Annotated in this window: 18 protein-coding genes and 1 tRNA gene; all 19 read left to right on the top strand. The window is 69.2% G+C overall.

The window, feature by feature from the left end; genetic code table 11:
• Positions 1-13 precede the first annotated feature (13 nt).
• The 19 genes from E4F25_RS03755 (at position 14) to pnp (ending at position 21,914) form a co-directional block, all read left to right on the top strand.
• Positions 14-1,330: an NADH-quinone oxidoreductase subunit D gene (locus E4F25_RS03755; RefSeq protein ID WP_140908890.1), complete on the top strand. Its 1,317-nt coding sequence runs from the start codon at positions 14-16 to the stop codon at positions 1,328-1,330.
• A complete protein-coding gene (gene nuoE / locus E4F25_RS03750; RefSeq protein ID WP_140908889.1) occupies positions 1,327-1,854 on the top strand; it encodes an NADH-quinone oxidoreductase subunit NuoE in 528 nt (175 codons plus the stop codon). The genes E4F25_RS03755 and nuoE overlap by 4 nt, the downstream gene beginning before the upstream one ends.
• A gap of 11 nt (positions 1,855-1,865) precedes the next feature.
• Positions 1,866-3,233: an NADH-quinone oxidoreductase subunit NuoF gene (nuoF, locus tag E4F25_RS03745; RefSeq protein WP_140908888.1), complete on the top strand. Its 1,368-nt coding sequence runs from the start codon at positions 1,866-1,868 to the stop codon at positions 3,231-3,233.
• Complete coding sequence (nuoG, locus tag E4F25_RS03740; RefSeq protein ID WP_140908887.1) at positions 3,230-5,449, top strand: NADH-quinone oxidoreductase subunit NuoG; 2,220 nt, start codon at positions 3,230-3,232, stop codon at positions 5,447-5,449. Before nuoF ends, nuoG begins: the two co-directional genes overlap by 4 nt.
• Complete coding sequence (gene nuoH, locus E4F25_RS03735; RefSeq protein ID WP_140908886.1) at positions 5,446-6,498, top strand: NADH-quinone oxidoreductase subunit NuoH; 1,053 nt, start codon at positions 5,446-5,448, stop codon at positions 6,496-6,498. The genes nuoG and nuoH overlap by 4 nt, the downstream gene beginning before the upstream one ends.
• A complete protein-coding gene (nuoI, locus tag E4F25_RS03730; RefSeq protein ID WP_140908885.1) occupies positions 6,498-6,986 on the top strand; it encodes an NADH-quinone oxidoreductase subunit NuoI in 489 nt (162 codons plus the stop codon). The genes nuoH and nuoI overlap by 1 nt, the downstream gene beginning before the upstream one ends.
• A 21-nt stretch (positions 6,987-7,007) precedes the next feature.
• Complete coding sequence (locus E4F25_RS03725) at positions 7,008-7,652, top strand: NADH-quinone oxidoreductase subunit J (RefSeq protein ID WP_140908884.1); 645 nt, start codon at positions 7,008-7,010, stop codon at positions 7,650-7,652.
• The gene (gene nuoK, locus E4F25_RS03720; protein WP_140908883.1) at positions 7,649-7,975 is read left to right on the top strand and encodes an NADH-quinone oxidoreductase subunit NuoK; all 327 of its coding nucleotides are present in this window, start codon (positions 7,649-7,651) and stop codon (positions 7,973-7,975) included. The genes E4F25_RS03725 and nuoK overlap by 4 nt, the downstream gene beginning before the upstream one ends.
• Positions 7,976-7,979: 4 nt before the next feature.
• The gene (gene nuoL / locus E4F25_RS03715) at positions 7,980-10,040 is read left to right on the top strand and encodes an NADH-quinone oxidoreductase subunit L (RefSeq protein WP_140908882.1); all 2,061 of its coding nucleotides are present in this window, start codon (positions 7,980-7,982) and stop codon (positions 10,038-10,040) included.
• Between the two features lie 3 nt (positions 10,041-10,043).
• Positions 10,044-11,564: an NADH-quinone oxidoreductase subunit M gene (locus E4F25_RS03710; protein ID WP_140908881.1), complete on the top strand. Its 1,521-nt coding sequence runs from the start codon at positions 10,044-10,046 to the stop codon at positions 11,562-11,564.
• Positions 11,565-11,577: 13 nt separating this feature from the next.
• On the top strand, positions 11,578-13,020 hold the full coding sequence (nuoN, locus tag E4F25_RS03705; protein WP_246069734.1) for an NADH-quinone oxidoreductase subunit NuoN: 1,443 nt from the start codon (positions 11,578-11,580) through the stop codon (positions 13,018-13,020).
• Between the two features lie 54 nt (positions 13,021-13,074).
• Positions 13,075-13,151: transfer RNA gene (locus tag E4F25_RS03700), tRNA-Met, on the top strand.
• 156 nt (positions 13,152-13,307) lie between these two features.
• The gene (gene rimP / locus E4F25_RS03695; RefSeq protein WP_140908880.1) at positions 13,308-13,823 is read left to right on the top strand and encodes a ribosome maturation factor RimP; all 516 of its coding nucleotides are present in this window, start codon (positions 13,308-13,310) and stop codon (positions 13,821-13,823) included.
• A 23-nt stretch (positions 13,824-13,846) separates the two neighbouring features.
• Positions 13,847-15,358, top strand: coding sequence for a transcription termination factor NusA (gene nusA / locus E4F25_RS03690; RefSeq protein ID WP_140908879.1), 1,512 nt, complete (start codon positions 13,847-13,849; stop codon positions 15,356-15,358).
• A 68-nt stretch (positions 15,359-15,426) separates the two neighbouring features.
• Positions 15,427-17,994, top strand: a complete 2,568-nt coding sequence (infB, locus tag E4F25_RS03685; protein WP_140908878.1) for a translation initiation factor IF-2 — start codon at positions 15,427-15,429, stop codon at positions 17,992-17,994.
• Positions 17,994-18,347, top strand: a complete 354-nt coding sequence (gene rbfA, locus E4F25_RS03680) for a 30S ribosome-binding factor RbfA (RefSeq protein WP_140908877.1) — start codon at positions 17,994-17,996, stop codon at positions 18,345-18,347. Before infB ends, rbfA begins: the two co-directional genes overlap by 1 nt.
• Positions 18,348-18,365: 18 nt before the next feature.
• Positions 18,366-19,313, top strand: a complete 948-nt coding sequence (gene truB / locus E4F25_RS03675) for a tRNA pseudouridine(55) synthase TruB (RefSeq protein WP_140908876.1) — start codon at positions 18,366-18,368, stop codon at positions 19,311-19,313.
• Positions 19,314-19,462: 149 nt separating this feature from the next.
• On the top strand, positions 19,463-19,723 hold the full coding sequence (gene rpsO, locus E4F25_RS03670; protein WP_140908875.1) for a 30S ribosomal protein S15: 261 nt from the start codon (positions 19,463-19,465) through the stop codon (positions 19,721-19,723).
• Positions 19,724-19,805: 82 nt separating this feature from the next.
• On the top strand, positions 19,806-21,914 hold the full coding sequence (gene pnp / locus E4F25_RS03665) for a polyribonucleotide nucleotidyltransferase (RefSeq protein WP_140908874.1): 2,109 nt from the start codon (positions 19,806-19,808) through the stop codon (positions 21,912-21,914).
• Positions 21,915-21,958 lie beyond the last annotated feature (44 nt).

The raw sequence follows: 21,958 nt of genomic DNA, 5'->3' as shown, positions 1-21,958 counted from the left end.
AGGGAGCCGCGCAATGAGCTACGACCCCACGATCACTCCCGCCAACGCCCCGTTCGCCAGCAACCCGGCCGAGGCGCAGCAGGAGATCCGCAACTACACGATGAACTTCGGGCCGCAGCATCCCGCCGCGCATGGCGTGCTGCGCCTGATCCTGGAGATGGAAGGCGAGGTCGTGCGCCGCGCCGACCCGCACGTCGGCCTGCTGCATCGCGGCACCGAGAAGCTCGCGGAGTCGAAGCCGTTCAACCAGTCCATCGGCTACATGGACCGGCTCGACTACGTCTCCATGATGTGCAACGAGCACGCCTACGTGCGCGCCATCGAGACCCTGATGGGGATCGAGGCGCCCGAGCGCGCGCAGTGGATCCGCACCCTGTTCGACGAGGTCACCCGGATCCTCAACCACCTGATGTGGGTGGGCTCCAACGGCCTCGACCTGGGCGCGATGGCGGTGATGCTGTACGCGTTCCGCGAGCGCGAGGAACTGATGGACGTGTACGAGGCGGTGTCGGGCGCGCGCATGCACGCGACCTACTACCGCCCCGGCGGCGTCTACCGCGACCTGCCCGAGCGAATGTCGCAGTACCGCGAGTCGCCGTGGCGCAAGGGCAAGGAGCTCAAGCGCTTCAACGAGTGGCGCGAAGGCTCGATGCTCGACTACCTGGAGGCGTTCGCGAACGACTTCCCGCGCCGGGTGGACGAGTACGAAACCCTGCTCACCGACAACCGCATCTGGAAGCAGCGCACCGTCGGGATCGGCGTGATCGAGCCCGAACAGGCGCTGGCCTGGGGCATGAGCGGCCCGATGCTGCGCGGCTCCGGCATCGAATGGGACCTGCGGAAGAAGCAGCCCTACGCGCGCTATGCCGAGGTCGACTTCGACATCCCGGTCGGCACCCACGGCGACTGCTACGACCGCTACCTGGTGCGCATGGCCGAGATGCGCCAGTCGGCGCGGATCATCCAGCAGTGCGTGCAGTGGCTGAAGGCCAACCCGGGCCCGGTCATGGTCGACAACTTCAAGGTCGCGCCTCCCTCCCGCGAGGAGATGAAGGACGACATGGAAGCGTTGATCCACCACTTCAAGCTGTTCTCCGAGGGCTATTGCGTGCCCGCCGGGGAGACCTACCAGGCGGTCGAGGCGCCCAAGGGCGAGTTCGGCTGCTATCTCGTGTCGGATGGCGCCAACAAGCCGTTCCGCGTGCACCTGCGCGCCCCCGGCTTCGCCCACTTGTCCTCGATGGACACCTTCGTCAAGGGCCACATGCTGGCGGACGTAGTGGCGATGATCGGCACCTACGACATCGTGTTCGGGGAGATCGACCGATGAGGGCCACCGGAAACTTCGAGAACGCCCGCAACGTGGACCCGATGGCGGTGCTGTCGGACGAGACCCGCGCGCACATCGACCACTGGGTGGCCAAGTTCCCGCCCGACCGCAAGCGTTCGGCGGTGATCCAGGGCCTGCACGCGGCGCAGCAGCAGAACGGCGGCTGGCTCAGCGACGAGCTGATCGCGGCGGTCGCCAAGTACCTGGGCATCCCGCCGGTGTGGGCGTACGAGGTCGCGACCTTCTACTCGATGTTCGAGACCGACGAAGTCGGCCGCAACAACGTCGCCTTCTGCACCAATATCAGCTGCTGGCTCAACGGCGCGCAGGAACTGGTCGCGCACGCCGAGCAGAAGCTGGGCTGCAAGCTGGGCGAATCCACCGCCGACGGGCGCGTCTACCTCAAGCGCGAGGAAGAGTGCGTCGCCGCGTGCTGCGGCGCGCCGGTGGTCGTGATCAACGGGCATTACCACGAGAAACTCGACATCGCGAAGGTGGACGAGCTGCTCGACGGGTTGAAGTGAGGCAGGACGAGATGGCACAGCACCACCGCGACTACTCGCAGCCGACCGGCCCGGTCGGCCCGGCGCCGCAGGAGCACAACGTCGTCTACACGACGCTGCACTACGACAAGCCGTGGTCGTACGAGAACTACCTGAAGACCGGTGGTTACAGTGCGCTGCGCAGGATCCTCGAGGAGAAGATGGACCGCGCGGCGATCATCGAGATGGTCAAGCAGTCCGGCCTGCGCGGCCGCGGCGGCGCGGGCTTCCCGACCGGCCTGAAGTGGAGCTTCATGCCGAAGCACGACGGCGAGAAGTACATCCTGTGCAACTCGGACGAGTCCGAACCGGGCACCGCCAAGGACCGCGACATCCTGCGCTACAACCCGCACGCGGTGATCGAGGGCCTGGCGATCGCCTGCTACGCGACCAACACGAAGGTGGCCTACAACTACCTGCGCGGCGAGTTCCACCACGAGCCGTTCGAGCGGCTGGAGGAGGCGACCCGCGAGGCCTACGCCAACGGCTGGCTGGGCAAGGACATCCTCGGCAGCGGCGTGGACATCGACATCCACAACGCGCTCGGCGCCGGCGCCTACATCTGCGGCGAGGAAACCGCGCTGATGGAGTCGCTGGAGGGCAAGAAGGGCCAGCCGCGCTACAAGCCGCCGTTCCCGGCCAACTTCGGCCTGTACGGCAAGCCGACCACGATCAACAACACCGAGACCTACGCCTCGGTGCCGGCGATCGTGCGCAACGGCCCGGAGTGGTTCCTCAACCTGGGCAAGCCCAACAACGGCGGCCCCAAGGTCTTCTCGGTGTCCGGGCACGTCAACCGCCCCGGCAACTACGAGATCCGCCTGGGCACGCCGTTCTCCGAACTGCTGGAACTTGCCGGCGGGATGCGCAACGGCCACCGCATCAAGGCGGTGATCCCGGGCGGGTCGTCCATGCCGGTGCTCCCGGGCGAGACCATGATGGGCCTGACCATGGACTACGACGCGCTGCAGAAGGCCGGCTCCGGCCTCGGCTCCGGCGCGGTGATCGTCATGGATGAGACCACCTGCATGGTCCGCGCCTGCCAGCGCATCGCGCGCTTCTACATGCAGGAGAGCTGCGGCCAGTGCACCCCGTGCCGCGAGGGTACCGGCTGGATGTACCGCATGGTCACGCGCGTCGCCGAGGGCAAGGCGACGGTGGACGACCTGCACATGCTGCGCGCCGCCGCCGGCCAGATCGAGGGCCACACCATCTGCGCCTTCGGCGAGGCCGCGGCCTGGCCGATGCAGGGCTTCCTGCGCCACTTCTGGGACGAATTCGAGTACCGCATCGTGAACGGCCGCTTCCTGGTGGACGACGAACGCAACGGCACCGTGGTGTCGAAGCAGGTGGCGGCATGAGCGCGCAACCGGTGAACCCGAACCTGCCGCCCGACCACGTCACCGTCTTCATCGACGGGGTGGAACTGGCGGCGCCGAAGGGCTCGATGATCATCCAGGCCGCGGACAAGGCCGGGATCCCGATCCCGCGCTTCTGCTACCACGACAAGCTGGCGATCGCGGCCAACTGCCGCATGTGCCTGGTCGACGTCGAGAAGATGGGCAAGCCGGCCCCGGCCTGCGCCACCCCGGTGATGGACGGCATGCAGGTGCGCACGCGCAGCGACAAGGCGCTCAAGGCGCAGCGCAACGTGATGGAGTTCCTGCTGATCAACCATCCGCTCGACTGCCCGGTCTGCGACCAGGGCGGCGAGTGCGAGCTGCAGGACCTGTCGCTCGGCTACGGGCGCTCGGTGTCGCGCTTCGCCGAGCGCAAGCGCGTGGTCGCCGACGAGGACCTGGGTCCGCTGGTCGCGACCGACATGACCCGGTGCATCCACTGCACCCGCTGCATCCGCTTCACCGCGGAGGTCGCCGGCACCTACGAGCTGGGCGGCATGATGCGCGGCGAGAACCTGCAGATCGGCACCTACGACGGCAAGCCGCTGACCACCGAGCTGTCCGGCAACGTGATCGACGTGTGCCCGGTGGGCGCGCTGACCAACAAGGTGTTCCGCTTCCGCGCCCGGCCGTGGGAACTGATCGCGAAGGAGTCGCTCGGCTACCACGACGCCCTGGGCAGCAACCTGTTCCTGCACGTGCGCCGCGGCGACGTGCTGCGCACCGTGCCGCGCGACAACGACGCGGTCAACGAGTGCTGGCTGTCCGACCGCGACCGCTACTCGCACCAGGGCCTGTACGCCGCCGACCGCGCGACCGTGCCGATGGTGCGCGAGAACGGCGAGCTGCGCGAGGCCGAATGGGACGAAGCCCTGGCCCGTGCCGCGCAGGTGCTGCGCGACAACGGCGCCGACCGCCTCGGCATCCTCGCGCACCCGGCCACCTCCAGCGAGGAGGGCGAGCTGCTGGTGCGGCTGGCGGCCGCGCTGGGCACCGGCAACCTCGACCACCGCATCGCGCAGCAGGACCTGTCGGCCTGCTCGGCGCCGTTCGCGATGGCGGTCGCCGACATCGAGCACGCCGACGCGATCGTGATCGTCGGCTCCAACCTGCGCCACGAGCTGCCGCTGGTGCACGCCCGCGTGCGCAAGGCGGTGGAGCGCGGCGCGAAGGTGCACGTGGTCAACCCGGTGGACTTCGAGTTCACCTTCGAGGTCGCATCGAAGGCGATCGTGCCGCCGTCGCGGCTGGCTTCCGCGCTGTCGGGCGTGCCCCTGGGCGACGCCTCGCGCGCGGTCGTGATCGTGGGCGGCGTGGCCGAGGCCGGCGCGCATGCGGCCGCGATCCGCGATGCCGCCGCGTCCTTCGCCGGCGCCAACAACGCCGCGCTGTGCCGCATCCCGCAGGGCGCCAATGCGCTGGGCCTGTCGCAGGCGGGCGTGCTGCCGGCGTCGCGCGACGCCCTGGCGATGCTGCGCGAGCCGCGCGGTGCCTACGTCATCTACGGGATCGAGCCCGGCCTCGACTTCGCCGACCAGGCGCTGGCGATGCAGGCGCTGGGCGATGCGCAGGTGGTGGCCTTCAGCCACTTCGCCTGCGAGTCCACGCGCAAGGTCGCCGACGTCATCCTGCCGATCGGGCTGCTGCCCGAGATCGACGCCACGCTCGTCAACCTGGAAGGCCGCGAGCAGCGCGCCGTCGCCGGCGGCAAGCTGCCGGGCGAAGCGCGCGCCGGCTGGCGCGTGCTGCGGGCCCTGGGCGGCCTGCTCGAGGCGCCCGGCTTCGACTTCACCGAGCTCGCGCAGCTGCGCGGCACCCTCGCGCGCCGCGCCTGGGAGGGCGGCAAGGCCGCCACGCCGGCGGCGGGCGAGGGCGGTGGCCTGGAAGTGGCCGCCGGCCAGGCGATCTACCGCGTCGACGCGGTGCTGCGCCGCGCCGCCGCGCTGCAGGCGCATCCGTTGAACACCGGCGCGCGCATCAGCCTGGCGCCGGCCGATGCCGACGCCGCCGGCGTCGCCGACGGCGCCATGGCCCGGGTCGCCACCGCGCGCGGCGCTGCGACCCTGCCGGTCGTGGTGGACCCGCGCGTGGCCGCCGGCTGCGCCTGGATCGAGTCGGGCCACGCCGCCACCGCGCCGCTGCTGGCCGCGGGCAAGCTGGAGGTCACGCGCGCATGATCCACGAACCGTTCCGCGACTGGCTGCTGTCCTTCGGTCCCGCCGGGCTGGTCGCCTGGCTGGTGCTGATGGTGCTGGCGATCGCCGTGCCGGTGATCATCGCCGTCGCCTTCTACGTGGTCTGGGAGCGCAAGCTGATCGGCTGGATGCACGTGCGCCACGGGCCGATGTACGTCGGCTGGGGCGTGTTCCAGGCCTTCGCCGACGTCTTCAAGCTGCTGTTCAAGGAAGTCGTCAAGCCGACCCAGGCGCATCCGGTCCTGTACGTGCTGGCGCCGCTGATCACCCTGGTGCCGGCATTCGCGGCCTGGGCGGTGGTGCCGTTCGACGCGCAGGTGGTGCTGTCCAACGCCAATGCCGGCCTGCTGTACCTGCTGGCGATGACCTCGATGGGCGTGTACGGCGTGATCATCGCCGGCTGGGCCTCGAACTCGAAGTACGCCTTCCTGGGCGCGATGCGCGCCTCGGCGCAGATGATCAGCTACGAGATCGCGATGGGCTTCGCGGTGGTCGGCGTGCTGGTCGCCGCGGGCACGCTCAACCTCAGCGAGATCGTGATGGCGCAGGCCGGCGACGCCGGCTTCCTCGAGTGGTTCTGGCTGCCGCTGCTGCCGCTGTTCGTCATCTACTTCGTGTCCGGCGTGGCCGAGACCAACCGCCTGCCGTTCGACGTGGTCGAGGGCGAGTCGGAGATCGTCGCCGGGCACATGGTCGAGTACTCGGGTTCGCAGTTCGCGCTGTTCTTCCTCGCCGAGTACGCGAACATGATCCTGGTCAGCTTCCTGACCGCGACCTTCTTCCTGGGCGGCTGGCTGAGCCCGTTCCACGGCTGGGGCATCCCGCTCCTGTCTGTGGACGGCTGGTGGTGGCTGTTCGCCAAGGTGTTCTTCTTCGCCAGCGCGTTCGTGTGGTTCCGTGCCACGTTCCCGCGCTACCGCTACGACCAGATCATGCGCCTGGGCTGGAAGGTCTTCATCCCGGTCACGCTGGCCTGGCTGTTCGTGACCGCGCTGATGGGTTACTTCGGCGTGTTCGAGGTGGGTGCCTGATGTCCCGGTTGATCGCATGGTTCAGGGGGTTGCTGCTGGTCGAGTTGCTGCAGGGCATGTGGCTGACCCTGAAGTACCTGTTCCGCCCCAAGTACACGCTGATGTACCCGATGGAGAAGACGCCGCAGTCGCCGCGCTTCCGCGGGCTGCACGCGCTGCGCCGCTACCCGAACGGCGAGGAGCGCTGCATCGCCTGCAAGCTGTGCGAGGCGGTGTGCCCGGCGCTGGCGATCACCATCGACTCGGAGCAGCGCGCCGACGGCACCCGCCGCACCACGCGCTACGACATCGACCTGTTCAAGTGCATCTACTGCGGTTTCTGCGAGGAATCGTGCCCGGTGGACTCGATCGTCGAGACCCACATCCTCGAGTACCACTTCGAGAACCGCGGCGAGAACGTGGTCACCAAGCAGCAGCTGCTGGCGATCGGCGACCGGTTGGAGCCGGAGATCGCCGCACGCCGCGCCGCCGACGCCCCCTATCGATGACCTCGCGTCGCTGAGGACCCCATGGATTTCGTACTCATCGCCTTCTATGCCTTCGCCGCCACGGCCGTGCTGTCCGCCGCCGCGGTGATCGGCGTCCGCAACCCGGTCACCGCCGCGCTGTTCCTGGTGCTGACCTTCTTCTCGGTCGCCTGCACTTGGATCCTCTCCGGCGCCGAGTTCCTCGGCCTGGCCCTGGTGCTGGTGTACGTGGGCGCGGTGATGGTGCTGTTCCTGTTCGTGGTGATGATGCTGGACATCGACGTGGCGCGCCTGCGCGAGGGCTACGTGCGCTTCCTGCCGGTGGGCCTGGCGGTCGCGGTGGTGATGCTGGCCGAGATCCTGGTCCTGATCGGGGTGCGGGCGCGGATGGCGGTGCCGTTCGCGGACAACGCCGCGCAGCTCGCCGCCGACGGCGACCCGGGCAACACCACCTGGCTGGCGCGCGCGCTGTTCACCGAGTTCCTGCTGCCGTTCGAGGTCGCGGCCGTGATCCTGACCGTGGCCGTGGTCGCGGCGGTGATGCTGACCCTGCGCCGGACCCAGGGCGCGCGCCACCAGGATCCCGCGGCCCAGTCGCGGGTGCGCGCCGGCGACCGCCTGCGCCTGGTCAGGATGGATGCAACGCGGCCGCCCGCGGCGGCCACGGACGAGGAGGGCCAGCCATGAACCCGGCCATTGCTTCCGGCCTCGCGCCGGGCCACCTGCTGGCGCTGGGCGCCGTGCTGTTCTGCATCGCGGTCGCGGGGATCTTCCTCAACCGCAAGAACGTGATCGTGCTGCTGATGTCGATCGAGCTGATGCTGCTGGCGGTGAACGTCAACTTCGTCGCCTTCTCGCGCCAGCTCGGCGACGCCGCCGGCCAGGTGTTCGTGTTCTTCATCCTGACCGTGGCCGCGGCCGAGGCCGCGATCGGCCTCGCGATCCTGGTCACCCTGTTCCGCAACCGGCGCACGATCAACGTCGCCGACATCGATACCTTGAAGGGCTGAGCCGATGCCGGACGTGATGATCTCCAAATCGGTCCTGCTGGCGGTGGTGCTGGCGCCGCTGCTGGCGTCCATCGTCGCCGGGCTGTTCCGCAACGTGGTCGGCCGCACCGGCGCGCACCTCGTGACCATCGCCGGCGTGGCGCTGAGCTGCGCGCTGTCGTGCTGGGTCCTGTACCAGCTGGTGGGGCAGGGCGCGCCGCCGTTCAACGAGAACCTCTACACATGGTTCGACGTCGGCGGCTACCAGGCGCACGTCGGCTTCATGGTCGACAAGCTGACCGCGATGATGATGGTCGTGGTGACCTTCGTGTCGCTGCTGGTGCACGTGTACACCATCGGCTACATGGCCGAGGATCCCGGCTACCAGCGCTTCTTCAGCTACATCTCGCTGTTCACGTTCTCGATGTTGATGCTCGTGATGAGCAACAACTTCATGCAGCTGTTCTTCGGCTGGGAGGCGGTGGGCCTGGTCTCGTACCTGCTGATCGGCTTCTGGTTCAAGCGCCCGAGCGCGATCTTCGCCAACCTCAAGGCGTTCCTGGTCAACCGCGTCGGCGACTTCGGCTTCATCCTCGGCATCGCCGCGGTGCTGTACTGGTTCGGCACGCTGGACTACGCGACGGTGTTCGCCAACGCGCCGACCATCGCCGACAGCACCGTCTCGGTGTTCAGCGGCCATGCCTGGTCGGTGGCGACCGTGATCTGCATCTGCCTGTTCGTCGGCGCCATGGGCAAGTCGGCGCAGGTGCCGCTGCACGTGTGGCTGCCGGACTCGATGGAAGGCCCGACCCCGATCTCGGCGCTGATCCACGCCGCGACCATGGTCACCGCCGGCATCTTCATGGTCGCGCGGATGTCGCCGCTGTTCGAGCTGAGCGAGACCGCGCTGGACTTCGTGCTGTTCATCGGCGCGACCACCGCGTTCTTCACCGGCCTGATCGGCATCGTGCAGAACGACATCAAGCGCGTGGTCGCGTACTCGACCCTGTCGCAGCTGGGCTACATGACGGTGGCGCTGGGCGTGTCGGCCTACTCGGCCGCCGTGTACCACCTGATGACCCACGCCTTCTTCAAGGCGCTGCTGTTCCTGGGCGCGGGCTCGGTGATCATCGCCATGCACCACGAGCAGGACATGCGTTGCATGGGCGGCCTGCGCAGGTACATGCCGGTGACCTACTGGACCATGCTGATCGGCACCCTGGCGCTGGTCGGCACACCGTTCTTCAGCGGCTTCTACTCCAAGGACACGATCATCGAGGCCGCCGGCCACCACGCCGCCGAGGCCGGCCACTGGATCGCGACCTACGGTTACTGGGCGGTGCTGCTGGGCGCGTTCGTGACTGCGTTCTACAGCTTCCGCCTGCTGTACCTGACCTTCTTCGGCGAGGAGCGCTTCCGCGAGGCGCACCACGACGGCCACGGTCACGGCCACGACGACCACGGCCACGGCGCGCACGAGCCCCGCGAGTCGCCCTGGGTGGTGACGGTGCCGCTGGTGCTGCTGGCGATCCCGTCGGTCGTCATCGGCTTCCTCACCGCGGGCCCGATGCTGTTCGGCACCGACATGATGGGGCACGTGAAGCAGCTGCCGTTCTTCCTCGGCGCGATCGACGTCGCCGAGGGGCGCGACGTGGTCGCCAGGCTCGGCGAGGAACTGTGGCACGGGCCGGTCGAGTTCGCGCTGCACGGGTTCAAGGCGCCGACGTTCTGGCTGGCGCTGGCCGGCTTCCTGCTGGCGACCCTCATGTACCTGTGGAAGCCGGAGCTGCACCACCGCGCGCGCCGTGCGCTCGCGCTCCCGGTCCGCATCCTCGAGGAGAAGTACGGCTTCGACACGCTGTGGATCCGCGGCTTCGCCGGCGGCGGCCTGCTGCTCGGCAAGGGCTCGCGCCAGGTCGACGAAAAGGTGATCGACGGGTTCTTCGTCAACGGCAGCACGCGGGTGGTGGACGCCGCGGCGGCCATGCTGCGGAAGTCCCAGTCCGGCTATCTGTACCACTACGCCTTCGCGATGATCCTCGGTTTGATCGCGCTGCTCGGCGTCCTGCTCTGGTTCTGGAATTAAACGATGACCGTGAATGGTTCCTTCCCGCTGCTGAGCCTGCTGGTGTGGCTGCCGATCCTCGGCGGCGCGATCACGCTGCTGCTCGGCAACGCGCGCCCGCAGGCGGCGCGCTGGACCGCGCTGGCGTTCGCGGCCGCGACCCTGCTCGCGAGCATCGGCCTGTTCACCGGCTTCGACTTCGCCGACCCGGGCATGCAGTTCGTCGAGCAGCGCGCGTGGATCCCGGCCTACGACATCCAGTACCACCTCGGCGCCGACGGCATCTCGGTCGCGCTGATCGGCCTGACCACCCTGACCACGCTGCTGGTGCTGGTCGGCGCCTGGAGCCCGATCCGCACGCGGGTCAGCCAGTACGTCGCCTCGATGCTGTTCCTCGAGGGCGTGATGATCGGCGTGTTCGCGGCGATGGACGCGATGCTGTTCTACGTGTTCTTCGAGGCGATGCTGATCCCGATGTTCATCCTGATCGGCGTCTGGGGCGGCCCGCGCCGGGTCTACGCATCGCTGAAGTTCTTCCTGTACACGTTCCTCGGCTCGGTGTTCATGCTGGTCGGGCTGATCTACCTGTACATCAAGGGCGGCAGCTGGCAGCTGGCGGACATGTACGCGCTGCCCCTGGGCATGCAGGAGCAGGTGTGGCTGTTCTTCGCCTTCCTGGTCGCGTTCGCGGTCAAGGTGCCGATGTTCCCGGTGCACACCTGGCTGCCGGACGCGCACGTCGAGGCGCCGACCGGCGGCTCGGTGATCCTGGCCGCGATCATGTTGAAGATCGGCGGCTACGGCTTCCTGCGCTTCAGCCTGCCGATCGTGCCCGACGCCGGCCACGAGTGGGCCTGGCTGGTGATCGCGCTCAGCCTGGTGGCGATCATCTACGTCAGCCTGGTGGCGCTGGTCCAGGACGACATGAAGAAGCTGATCGCGTACTCCTCGGTCGCGCACATGGGCTTCGTCACCATGGGCATCTTCATCGCCTTCGCGCTGGTCCGCGACTTCGGCAACGACGGCGCCGCGCGCCTGGGCCTGCAGGGCGCGATGGTGCAGATGATCTCGCACGGCTTCATCTCCGGCGCCATGTTCTCCTGCGTCGGCGTGCTCTACGACCGCCTGCACACGCGCCGCATCGCCGACTACGGCGGCGTCGCCAACGTGATGCCGTGGTTCGCGTTCTTCGTGATCCTGTTCTCGATGGCCAACTCGGGCCTGCCGGGCACCTCCGGCTTCGTCGGCGAGTTCATGGTCATCCTGGCCAGCTTCCAGCTGCACCCGCTGCTCGCCTTCGGCGTGGCCACCACGCTGATCACCGGCGCGGCCTACACCCTGTGGCTGGCCAAGCGGATCATCTGGGGCGAAGTGGGCAACGCCAACGTCGCCACCATGCAGGACATCGAACCGCGCGAATGGGTGGTGCTGGGCACCTTCGCCGCCGGCGTGCTGCTGCTGGGCGTCTGGCCGCAGCCGCTCACCGACCTGATGGAACCGTCCATCGCGAACCTGGCGAGCCAGCTCGCCGCAAGCAAGCTCTGAGGACCATCGCCGCATGATCGCGACCATGCCCACCGCCGCCGAACTGCTGCCGCTGCTGCCCCAACTGGTGCTGGCCGGCGGTGCGTTCGCCTTGCTGCTGCTGGACCTGTTCCTCGACGACGCGCGCCGGGTCTGGACCTGGGTGCTGGGCGGGGCGCTGCTGGTGGTGGTGGCGTGGATGTCCGCGGCCGGCATCGGCGGGCAGGGCACGGTGCTGTCCGGGATGTTCGTACGCGACCACATGGCAGACGTGCTCAACGCCGGCGCCTGCCTGCTGACCGCGCTGGCGCTCATCTACGCCTGGCCGTTCCTGAAGGAGCGCGGGCTGCACGCCGGCGAGGTCGTGGTGCTGATGCTGTTCGCGGCGCTGGGCATGACCCTGCTGATCGCGGCCGGCAGCCTGGTGATGGTCTACCTCGGCCTGGAACTGATGGCGCTGAGCACCTACGCGCTGGTGGCCATCGACCGCGACAACCCGATGGCCTCCGAGGCGGCGATGAAGTACTTCGTGCTCGGCTCGCTGTCGTCGGGCCTGCTGCTGTACGGCATGTCGCTGCTGTACGGCGCCACCGGCACCCTCGATCTGGCCGCCTTGCGCGCGGCGGTGGAGGGCTCGCAGGAGACCGGCCTGCTGCTGACCGGCACCGTGTTCATGATCGCCGGCATCGCGTTCAAGTTCGCGGCCGCGCCGTTCCACATGTGGCTGCCCGACACCTACCACGGCGCCCCGACCCCGATCACGCTGTTCCTCGGCTCGGCGCCGGAGCTGGCGTCGTTCGCGCTGGCGTTCCGCCTGCTCGAGTCCGGCGTCGGCCCGCTGGACGAGCAGTGGCGCCTGCTGCTGGCGCTGCTGGCCGCGGCCTCGCTGGTGGTCGGCAACCTGGTCGCGCTGATGCAGGTGAACCTCAAGCGCATGCTCGCCTACTCGGCGGTCTCGCACATCGGCTTCGTGTTCCTCGGCCTGGCCGGCGGCGGCGAGGCCGGCTACGCCGCGGCCATGTTCTACGTGATCAGCTACGCGATCATGTCGGCGGCCGCGTTCGGCGTGATCGTGGTGCTGTCCTCGAAGGGCTACGAGGCGGACACGCTCGACGACTTCCGCGGCCTCAACCAGCGCAGCCCGTGGCTGGCCGGGATGATGCTGTGCGCGATGTTCTCGCTGGCCGGCATCCCGCCGTTCCTGGGCTTCTGGGCCAAGCTGGCGGTGCTGCGCGCGGTCATCGACGGCGGCATGCTGTGGCTGGCGATCCTGGGCATCGTGTTCGCGGTGATCGGCTGCTTCTACTATCTGCGGGTGGTCAAGGCGATGTACTTCGACGATCCGCCGGAGGGCGTGCCGGCGCCGCGCGGGGACCGCGTGTTGCGGGTCACCCTCGGGGTCAACGCGCTCGGCCTGATCGCCCTCGGCCTGGCGTGGAACCCGATCATGGCCTGGTGCCAGCAGGCGTTCATGTAAACCGCCCGGCGGGCTTGCCTGAAGTGGCGGGTTCCGTCATAATTCCGCTTCTGCTGCGGGGTGGAGCAGTCTGGCAGCTCGTCGGGCTCATAACCCGAAGGTCGCAGGTTCAAATCCTGCCCCCGCTACCACCACGCTCTCGCGTGGCGATGAAGGCTCCATTGGAGCCTTTTTCGTTTTGCGAGCGCCGGGCCCGTCGGGCATCCGTTGTCGGGATGCCCGCGCCGAATCCAGCGTCATCGGACAAAGGGGCCCACGGGCCCTTTTTTGTTTCGTCAGGAGGCGTGATGACAGACAAGGCCAGCCAGGTAGCCGGGTTGCTCGCCCCGACCGTCGCGTCGCTGGGGCTGGAGCTGCTCGGGGTCGAGTACCTGCCCGCGCCGGGCGGCGCGGTGCTGCGCCTGTACATCGACCAGCCGGCCGACGCCGGGCGCCCGGTCGGGATCGAGGACTGCGAGGCGGTGAGCCGCGAGGTCTCGGCCCAGCTCGACGTGGCCGACCCGATCAGCGGGCACTACACGCTGGAGGTCTCGTCCCCGGGCGTGGACCGGCCCCTGTTCACGGCGGCGCAGTTCGAGCGCTTCGCAGGCGAGCAGGCCAAGGTCGGCCTGAAGCTGCCGCAGGACGGCCGCCGCAGGCTGCAGGGCCGGATCCTACGGGCGGAGGGCGACACGATCGTGTTCGAGGTCGATGGCGCCGAGTTCCCGGTGGCGATGGACAACATGGACAAGGCGCGGCTGGTCCCCGACTGGGCCGCGCTCGGCATGGCCCCGGCGAAGAAGCCGGGCAAGAAGAAAAAGTAATCATCTCTAGAGAGAAGACCGGAATGACCAAGGAATTGCTGCTTGTCGTCGACGCGGTGGCCGCCGAGAAGGGCGTGCCCGAGTCGGTGATCCTCGAGGCGATCGAGGCCGCGCTGGCCTCCGCGGCGAAGAAGCGCTATCCCGACCAGGACGTGCTGACGCGCGTGGCCGTGGACCCGAAGGACGGAAGCTACGAAACCTTCCGCCGCTGGGAGGTCGTGGCCGACGACGTGGTCATGGAGTCGCCCGACCGCCAGATCCGGCTGATGGACGCGGTCGAGGAGAACCCCGAGGTCGAGGTCGGCGACTACATCGAGGAGCAGATCGAGAACCCGGACTTCGGGCGCATCGCCGCGCAGGCCGCCAAGCAGGTGATCGTGCAGCGGGTGCGCGAGGCCGAGCGCGCGCAGGTCGTGGACCAGTGGAAGGACCGCGTCGGCGAACTGGTCACCGGCGTCGTCAAGCGCGTCGAGCGCGGCAACATCTACGTGGACCTGGGCGGCAACGCCGAGGCCTTCATCCCCAAGGACAAGGGCATCCCGCGCGACGCGCTGCGCGCCGGCGACCGCGTGCGCGGCTACCTGTACGACGTGCGCCACGAGGTCCGCGGCCCGCAGCTGTTCATCAGCCGCGCCGCGCCCGAGTTCATGATCGAGCTGTTCAAGCTCGAGGTGCCGGAGGTCGGCCAGGGCCTGGTCGAGATCAAGGCCTGCGCCCGCGACCCGGGCGACCGCGCCAAGATCGCGGTGGTCGCGTACGACAACCGTACCGACCCGATCGGCGCCTGCATCGGCATGCGCGGCTCGCGCGTGCAGGCGGTGTCGAACGAGCTCAACGGCGAGCGCGTGGACATCGTGCTGTGGTCGGACAACCCGGCGCAGTTCGTGATCAACGCGATGGCGCCGGCCGAGGTGCAGTCGATCATCGTCGACGAGGAAAAGCACTCCATGGACCTCGCGGTCGCCGAGGACAAGCTGGCCCAGGCCATCGGCCGCGGCGGCCAGAACGTGCGCCTGGCCAGCCGCCTGTCCGGATGGCAGCTCAACGTCATGACCCAGGACCAGGTGCAGGCCAAGTCCGAGGCCGAGCAGGAAGCGGCGCGCGCGCTGTTCCAGGAGAAGCTGGAGGTCGACGAGGAGATCGCCGGCATCCTGGTCTCCGAGGGCTTCAGCACGGTCGAGGAGATCGCCTACGTTCCGGTCGGCGAGCTGCTGGCGATCGAGGGCTTCGACGAGGACATCGTCGAGGAGCTGCGCTCGCGCGCCCGCGACGCCCTGCTCAACGACGCGCTGGCGGTCGAGGAGGGGCTGGAGGAGAACCAGCCCGCCGAGGACCTGCTCCAGCTCGAGGGCATGGACGAGGAAACCGCGTTCGCGCTGGCCCTGCACGGCATCCGCACCGCCGACGACCTCGGCGAGCTGGGGGCCGACGAGGTGGTCGAGTTCGGGATCGAGGGCATGGACGAGGAGCGCGCCGCGGCGCTGATCCTGGCCGCCCGCGCCGAGGAGATCGCCCGCCTGGAGCGGGAAGGCTGAGCCGACGGTAGAATTGCTGGTCCACTGCCGCCCGCCCCAGGCAGGCCGGCACTAGAAACGGGAACGGAATGTCGCAACAAACCACCATCCGCAAGCTGGCCGCACTGGTGAACACACCGGTCGACAAACTGTTGGAGCAGCTGGCCGAGGCCGGCATGAACTTCGACGGTCCCGACCAGGTCGTCACCAGCATCGAGAAGGTCAAGCTGCTCGGCTTCCTCAAGCGCGCCCACGGCAAGTCCGGGAAGGCCGCGGAGGAGATCGCCGCGCCGCGCAAGATCACGCTCAGCCGCAGCCGCAAGCAGGAGCTCACCGTCGGCGGCGGCAAGAACCGCAGCACGGTGGACGTGGTCGTGCGCAAGAAGGTCACCCTGGTCAAGCCGACCGAGGCGCCGCGCGAGGAAGGCTCGTCGGAGGACAGCGAGCGCGCCGAGATCCTGCGCAAGCTGGAGGAGTCGCGCCAGCGCAACCTGTCCGAGCAGCAGCGCCTGGCCGAGGCCGACAAGCGCCGCGCCGAGGAAGCCGAGCGCAAGCGCCTCGAGGAAGAGGCCGCCAAGGCCGAGGCCGAGCGCCTCGCGGCCGAGGCCGCGGCAATGCCGCCGCCCGAGGAGGAACTCGCGCGCAAGGCCCATGGCCACGGCCATCCCAAGCCCGCGCCGCGCGCCGACGACAAGGCGGGCCGCCACAAGACCCGCGGCTCGCACGCGATGGTCGCCGGGGTCGAGGACGACGACCGCGCCAGCCGCTTCGCCGGCAAGATGCACCTGAGCGCGGCCGACCGTGCCCGCCGCGGCGCCGGCCGCGGCAAGCCCAAGCCGCGCCGCCATGCCGAGCAGGCCCGTTCGGGCACCGGCTTCACCCGCCCGACCGCGCCGATCGTGCGCGAGGTGGCGATCGGCGAGGCGATCACCGTCGCCGACCTGGCGCAGAAGCTGGCCATGAAGGGCGGCGACGTGGTCAAGGCGCTGTTCAAGATGGGCGTCATGGCGACCATCAACCAGGCGCTCGACCACGACACCGCCGTGCTGCTGGTCGAGGAACTCGGCCACACCGCCGTGCCGGAGCAGGCCAACGACGCGGAGAGCGAGCTGCTCGCGCACGTCGAGGAAGTGCAGGGCGATGCCGTGACCCGTCCGCCGGTGGTGACCATCATGGGCCACGTGGACCACGGCAAGACCTCGCTGCTGGACTACATCCGCAGCACCAAGGTGGCGTCCGGCGAGGCCGGCGGCATCACCCAGCACATCGGCGCGTACCACGTCGAGACCGACAAGGGCGTCATCAGCTTCCTCGACACCCCGGGCCACTCGGCGTTCACCTCGATGCGGGCGCGCGGCGCCAAGGTCACCGACATCGTGGTGCTGGTGGTCGCGGCCGACGACGGCGTGATGCCGCAGACGATCGAGGCGATCCAGCACGCGAAGGCGGCCAACGTGCCGCTGATCGTCGCGATCAACAAGATCGACAAGTCCGACGCCGACCCCTCGCGGGTCAAGAACGAGCTGCTGGCGCAGGACGTGGTCGCCGAGGACTTCGGCGGCGACACCCAGATGGTCGAGCTCTCGGCCAAGACCGGCCAGGGCGTGGACAACCTGCTGGACGCGATCTCGCTGCAGGCCGAGGTGCTGGAGCTGCGCGCGGTCGCGGAAGGCCGCGCCTCGGGCGTGGTGATCGAGTCGGCACTGGACAAGGGCCGCGGCCCGGTCGCGACCGTGCTGGTGCAGCAGGGCACCCTGGAGAAGGGCGACTTCGTGGTCTGCGGCGTGCAGTTCGGCCGCGTGCGCGCGCTGTTCGACGAGACCGGCGGACAGGTCCGGAAGGCCGGCCCGTCGATCCCGGTGCAGGTGCTCGGCCTCTCGGGCGTGCCCGATGCCGGCGACGATTTCGTGGTGGTCGCCGACGAGCGCCTGGCCAGGGAAGTCGCCGAGCAGCGCGACGCCAAGCGCCGCGAGTCGCGCCTGGTCGCCCAGGCGGGCAACCGCATGGAAGACATCATGGCGCAGATGGGCGAGGGCGCCGGCCAGCTCACCCTGCCGCTGATCATCAAGGCCGACGTGCAGGGTTCGGTGCAGGCGCTGCGCGAGGCGCTCACCGGGCTGTCCAACGACCAGATCCGGATCAACGTGATCGGCTCCGGCGTCGGCGGCATCACCGAGTCCGACGCGCAGCTGGCGGCCACCTCCAAGGCCACCATCATCGGCTTCAACGTGCGTGCCGACGCCTCGGCGCGCAAGCTGATCGAGACCACAGGCGTGGACCTGCGCTACTTCTCGATCATCTATGACGTCATCGACCAGGTGAAGCAGGTCGCGTCGGGCATCCTGGGCGTCGAGATCCGCGAGGAGATCATCGGCATCGCCGAGGTCCGCGACGTGTTCCGCAGCTCCAAGTTCGGCGCCGTGGCCGGCTGCATGGTGGTCGAGGGCGTGGTCAAGCGGAACAAGCCGATCCGCGTGCTGCGCGACAACACCGTGATCTTCGAGGGCGAACTGGAATCGCTGCGCCGCTTCAAGGAGAACGTCGACGAGGTCCGCGCCAACACCGAATGCGGCATCGGCGTGAAGGCCTACAACGACGTCAAGCCGGGCGACCAGATCGAGTGCTTCGAGCGCGTCGAGGTGCAGCGCACGCTCTGATGGCCAGGTCCTTCGCCCGCACCGACCGCGTCGCCGCCCAGCTCCGCCGCGAGCTGGGCACCCTGGTGCACGCGGCCGCGCGCGAGCACGCGCTGCCCTCGGTCAGCGTCTCCGACGTCGAGGTCAGCCGCGACATGGCCCACGCCAAGGTGTTCGTCACCGCGCTGCAGCCCGAGCGCTCGGGCGAGGCGCTCAAGGGCCTGAAGGCGCTGGCGCCGGAGCTCCGCCACCGGCTGGCGCAGGCGGTGAAGCTGCGCCACGTGCCGGAACTGCATTTCCATTACGACGAATCGCTCGACCGCGGCGAGCGGATCGAGCAACTGCTGCGCGACGACCGCCCGCCCGCCGACTGACCTCGCAGGAGCGCCCCCTTGCGCAAGGCCTTCCGCAAGCTCGACGGCATCCTGCTGCTCGACAAGCCGCACGGGCTCAGTTCCAACCAGGCATTGCAGCGGGTCCGGCACCTGTTCCGGGCCGCCAAGGCCGGGCATACCGGCAGCCTCGACCCGCTGGCCACCGGCCTGCTGCCGGTCTGCTTCGGCGAGGCCACCAAGATCGCCGGCGGCCTGCTCGGCGCGCGCAAGGCCTACGACACCGTGGCCCGCCTGGGCCAGGTCACCGACACCGACGACGCCGAGGGCCGGCTGCTGCGCGAGCGCCCGGTCCCGGAACTGACGGTGGAACGGATCGACGCGGCCCTCGCCAGCCTGACCGGCCGCATCCAGCAACGGCCGCCGATCTACTCGGCGCTCAAGCGTGGCGGCGAGCCGCTCTATGCCCGCGCCCGCCGCGGCGAGGAGATCGAGGTCGAGCCGCGCGAGGTCGAGGTCCACCGGTTCGAACTGCGGTCGGCGGCCGACCTGCTCGACGGCCTCTCCGGCGCGCTGCCGCCGCAGCTGCGCCTCCACGTGGAGTGCGGCTCCGGCACCTACGTGCGCAGCCTGGTCCGCGACCTGGGCGAGCTGCTGGGATGCGGCGCGCACGTGGCCGAGCTGCGCCGGCTCTGGGTGGACCCGTTCCGCGAGCCTCGGATGTGGACGCTGGAGGCCCTGGAGGCGCTGGCCGAGCGCGGCGAGCGCAGCCTCGACGCCTGCCTGCTGCCGGTCGAGGCCGGCATGGCCAGCTGGCCGCAGGTCCGCGTCGGCGCGGCCGAGGCCCGGCGGCTCGGCCAGGGGCAGGGGGTGGACGGCGCCTTCCATCCCCCCGGCGAGGTCGCCGTGATGGACGAGGAGGGCCGCGCGCTGGGCCTCGGCGAGGTCGGCCCGGACGGCCGCCTGCGGCCCCGGCGGCTGTTCGCCTGGGCCGCGGTCCAGCCTTGACGGCCCCGGGCGCCTTGTCCGCAAAGCGGGCGCCGCGCTAGAATTACGTGTTCCACCAACCGCACGCGGCGGGCCTGGCGGTGCGTGCGTTGTCAGCTGCTGTCGACAATGGCGTTCCTGCCGACCACGCATCACCCCAAGAGGCCAGCATGGCAATCGACAGCTCCAGCATCATCGAAGAATTCAAGCGCGGCGCCAACGACACCGGTTCCCCGGAAGTCCAGGTCGCCCTGCTCACCGCCCGCATCACCCAGCTCACCGAGCACTTCAAGACCCACAAGCAGGACCACCACAGCCGGCGCGGCCTGCTGATGATGGTCAACCGCCGGCGCAGCCTGCTCGACTACCTGCACCGCAAGGATGCAGAGCGCTACAAGGCGCTGATCCAGAAGCTGGGCCTGCGTCGCTGAGTACCACCCCGACCGCGGCGCAGCAATGCGCCGCGGTTTTGTTTTGATGCTTCGAAAGCACAACTCCAAGGACATTCCCACCGTGGCGAAAATCACCAAGACCTTCCAGTACGGCAACCATGAAGTCACGCTGGAGACCGGCGAGATCGCGCGCCAGGCCGGCGGCGCGGTCATGGTCAAGTGCGACGGCACCGTGCTGCTGGTCACCGCGGTGGCCAACCGGACCGCCCGCGAGGGGCAGGACTTCTTCCCCCTGACCGTGGACTACCAGGAGAAGTTCTACGCCGGCGGCCGCATCCCCGGCGGCTTCTTCAAGCGCGAGGGCCGGGCGACCGAGAAGGAAACGCTGATCTCGCGCCTGATCGACCGCCCGATCCGCCCGCTGTTCCCCGACGGCTTCCGCAACGAAGTCCAGGTGATCGCCACGGTGATGTCGCTGAACCCGGAGATCGACGGCGACATCCTCGCCCTGATCGGCGCGTCCGCCGCGCTGTCGCTGTCCGGCGCCCCCTTCCAGGGTCCGATCGGCGCCGCCAAGGTCGGTTACAGGGACGGCAAGTACCTGCTCAACCCGACGGTCAGCGAGCTGCAGAATTCCAGGCTCGAGCTGGTCGTCGCCGGTACCGCCTCGGCGGTGCTGATGGTGGAGTCCGAAGCCCAGGAGCTGTCCGAGGACGTGATGCTCGGCGCGGTGATGTTCGGCCACCAGCAGATGCAGGTGGCGATCGACGCCATCAACGCGCTGGTCGCCGAAGCCGGCAAGCCGAAGTGGGAGTGGACCGCGCCGGCCGCCGACCAGGCCATGGTCGACGCGCTCAAGGGCGCGATCGGCGACCGCCTGGGCCAGGCCTTCGCGATCCGCGACAAGCTGCAGCGCCGCGACGCGCTGTCGACGCTGAAGAAGGACGTGCTGGCGCAGCTGGCCGACGAGGCCGAGGCCAAGGGCTGGGACCTGGCCGCGATGTCCAAGGAGTTCGGCGAGCTCGAGTACCAGACCCTGCGTGATTCGGTGCTGCAGACCAAGGTCCGCATCGACGGCCGCGCGCTCGACACCGTGCGCCCGATCAGCGCCCAGGTCGGCGTGCTGCCGCGCGTGCACGGCTCGTCGCTGTTCACCCGCGGCGAGACCCAGGCGATCGTCGCCGTCACCCTCGGCACCGCGCGCGACGGACAGGTGATCGACGCGGTGGCCGGCGAGTACAAGGAACACTTCCTGTTCCACTACAACTTCCCGCCGTACTCGGTCGGTGAAGCCGGCCGCATGATGGGCCCGAAGCGCCGCGAGATCGGCCACGGCCGCCTCGCCAAGCGCGGCGTGCTGGCGGTGATGCCGACGATGGAGGAGTTCCCGTACACCATCCGCGTGGTGTCCGAGATCACCGAGTCCAACGGTTCCTCGTCGATGGCGTCGGTGTGCGGCAGCTCGCTGGCGCTGATGGACGCCGGCGTGCCGGTGAAGGCGCCGGTGGCGGGCATCGCCATGGGCCTGGTGAAGGAAGGCGACAACTACGTGGTGCTGAGCGACATCCTCGGCGACGAGGACCACCTGGGCGACATGGACTTCAAGGTCGCGGGCACCGAGAACGGCATCTCCGCGCTGCAGATGGACATCAAGATCCAGGGCATCACCGAGGACATCATGAAGACCGCGCTCGCGCAGGCGAAGCAGGGCCGCATGCACATCCTCGGCGAGATGGGCAAGGCGCTGACCGCGCCGCGCCCGGAGCTCTCGGACTTCGCGCCGCGCCTGATCACCATCAAGATCCACCCGGACAAGATCCGCGAGGTGATCGGCAAGGGCGGTTCGGTGATCCAGGGGATCACCAAGGAAACCGGCACCCAGATCGACATCCAGGACGACGGCACCATCACCATCGCCTCGGTCAACGCCGCCGCCGGCCAGGCCGCGAAGGCGCGCATCGAGCAGATCACCTCGGACGTCGAGCCGGGCCGCATCTACGAGGGCAAGGTCGCCAAGCTGATGGACTTCGGCGCGTTCGTGACCATCGCCCCCGGCAAGGACGGCCTGGTGCACGTCTCGCAGATCTCGAACGAGCGCGTGGAGCGCGTCAGCGACGTGCTCAAGGAAGGCGACGTGGTCAAGGTCAAGGTGCTGGAAGTGGACAAGCAGGGCCGCATCCGCCTGTCCATGAAGGCCGTGGCCGAGGGCGAGGGCGGCGACGCCGCCTGAGCGCCGGGCGCCGCGTGAGGATCGGAAAAGGCGGGCCCGGGCCC

This window comes from Cognatiluteimonas lumbrici, from assembly GCF_006476065.1.
Classification (GTDB): domain Bacteria; phylum Pseudomonadota; class Gammaproteobacteria; order Xanthomonadales; family Xanthomonadaceae; genus Cognatiluteimonas; species Cognatiluteimonas lumbrici.
The sequence above is the reverse complement of the archived record's forward strand: the minus strand, read 5'-3'. Positions and strand labels throughout refer to the sequence as shown.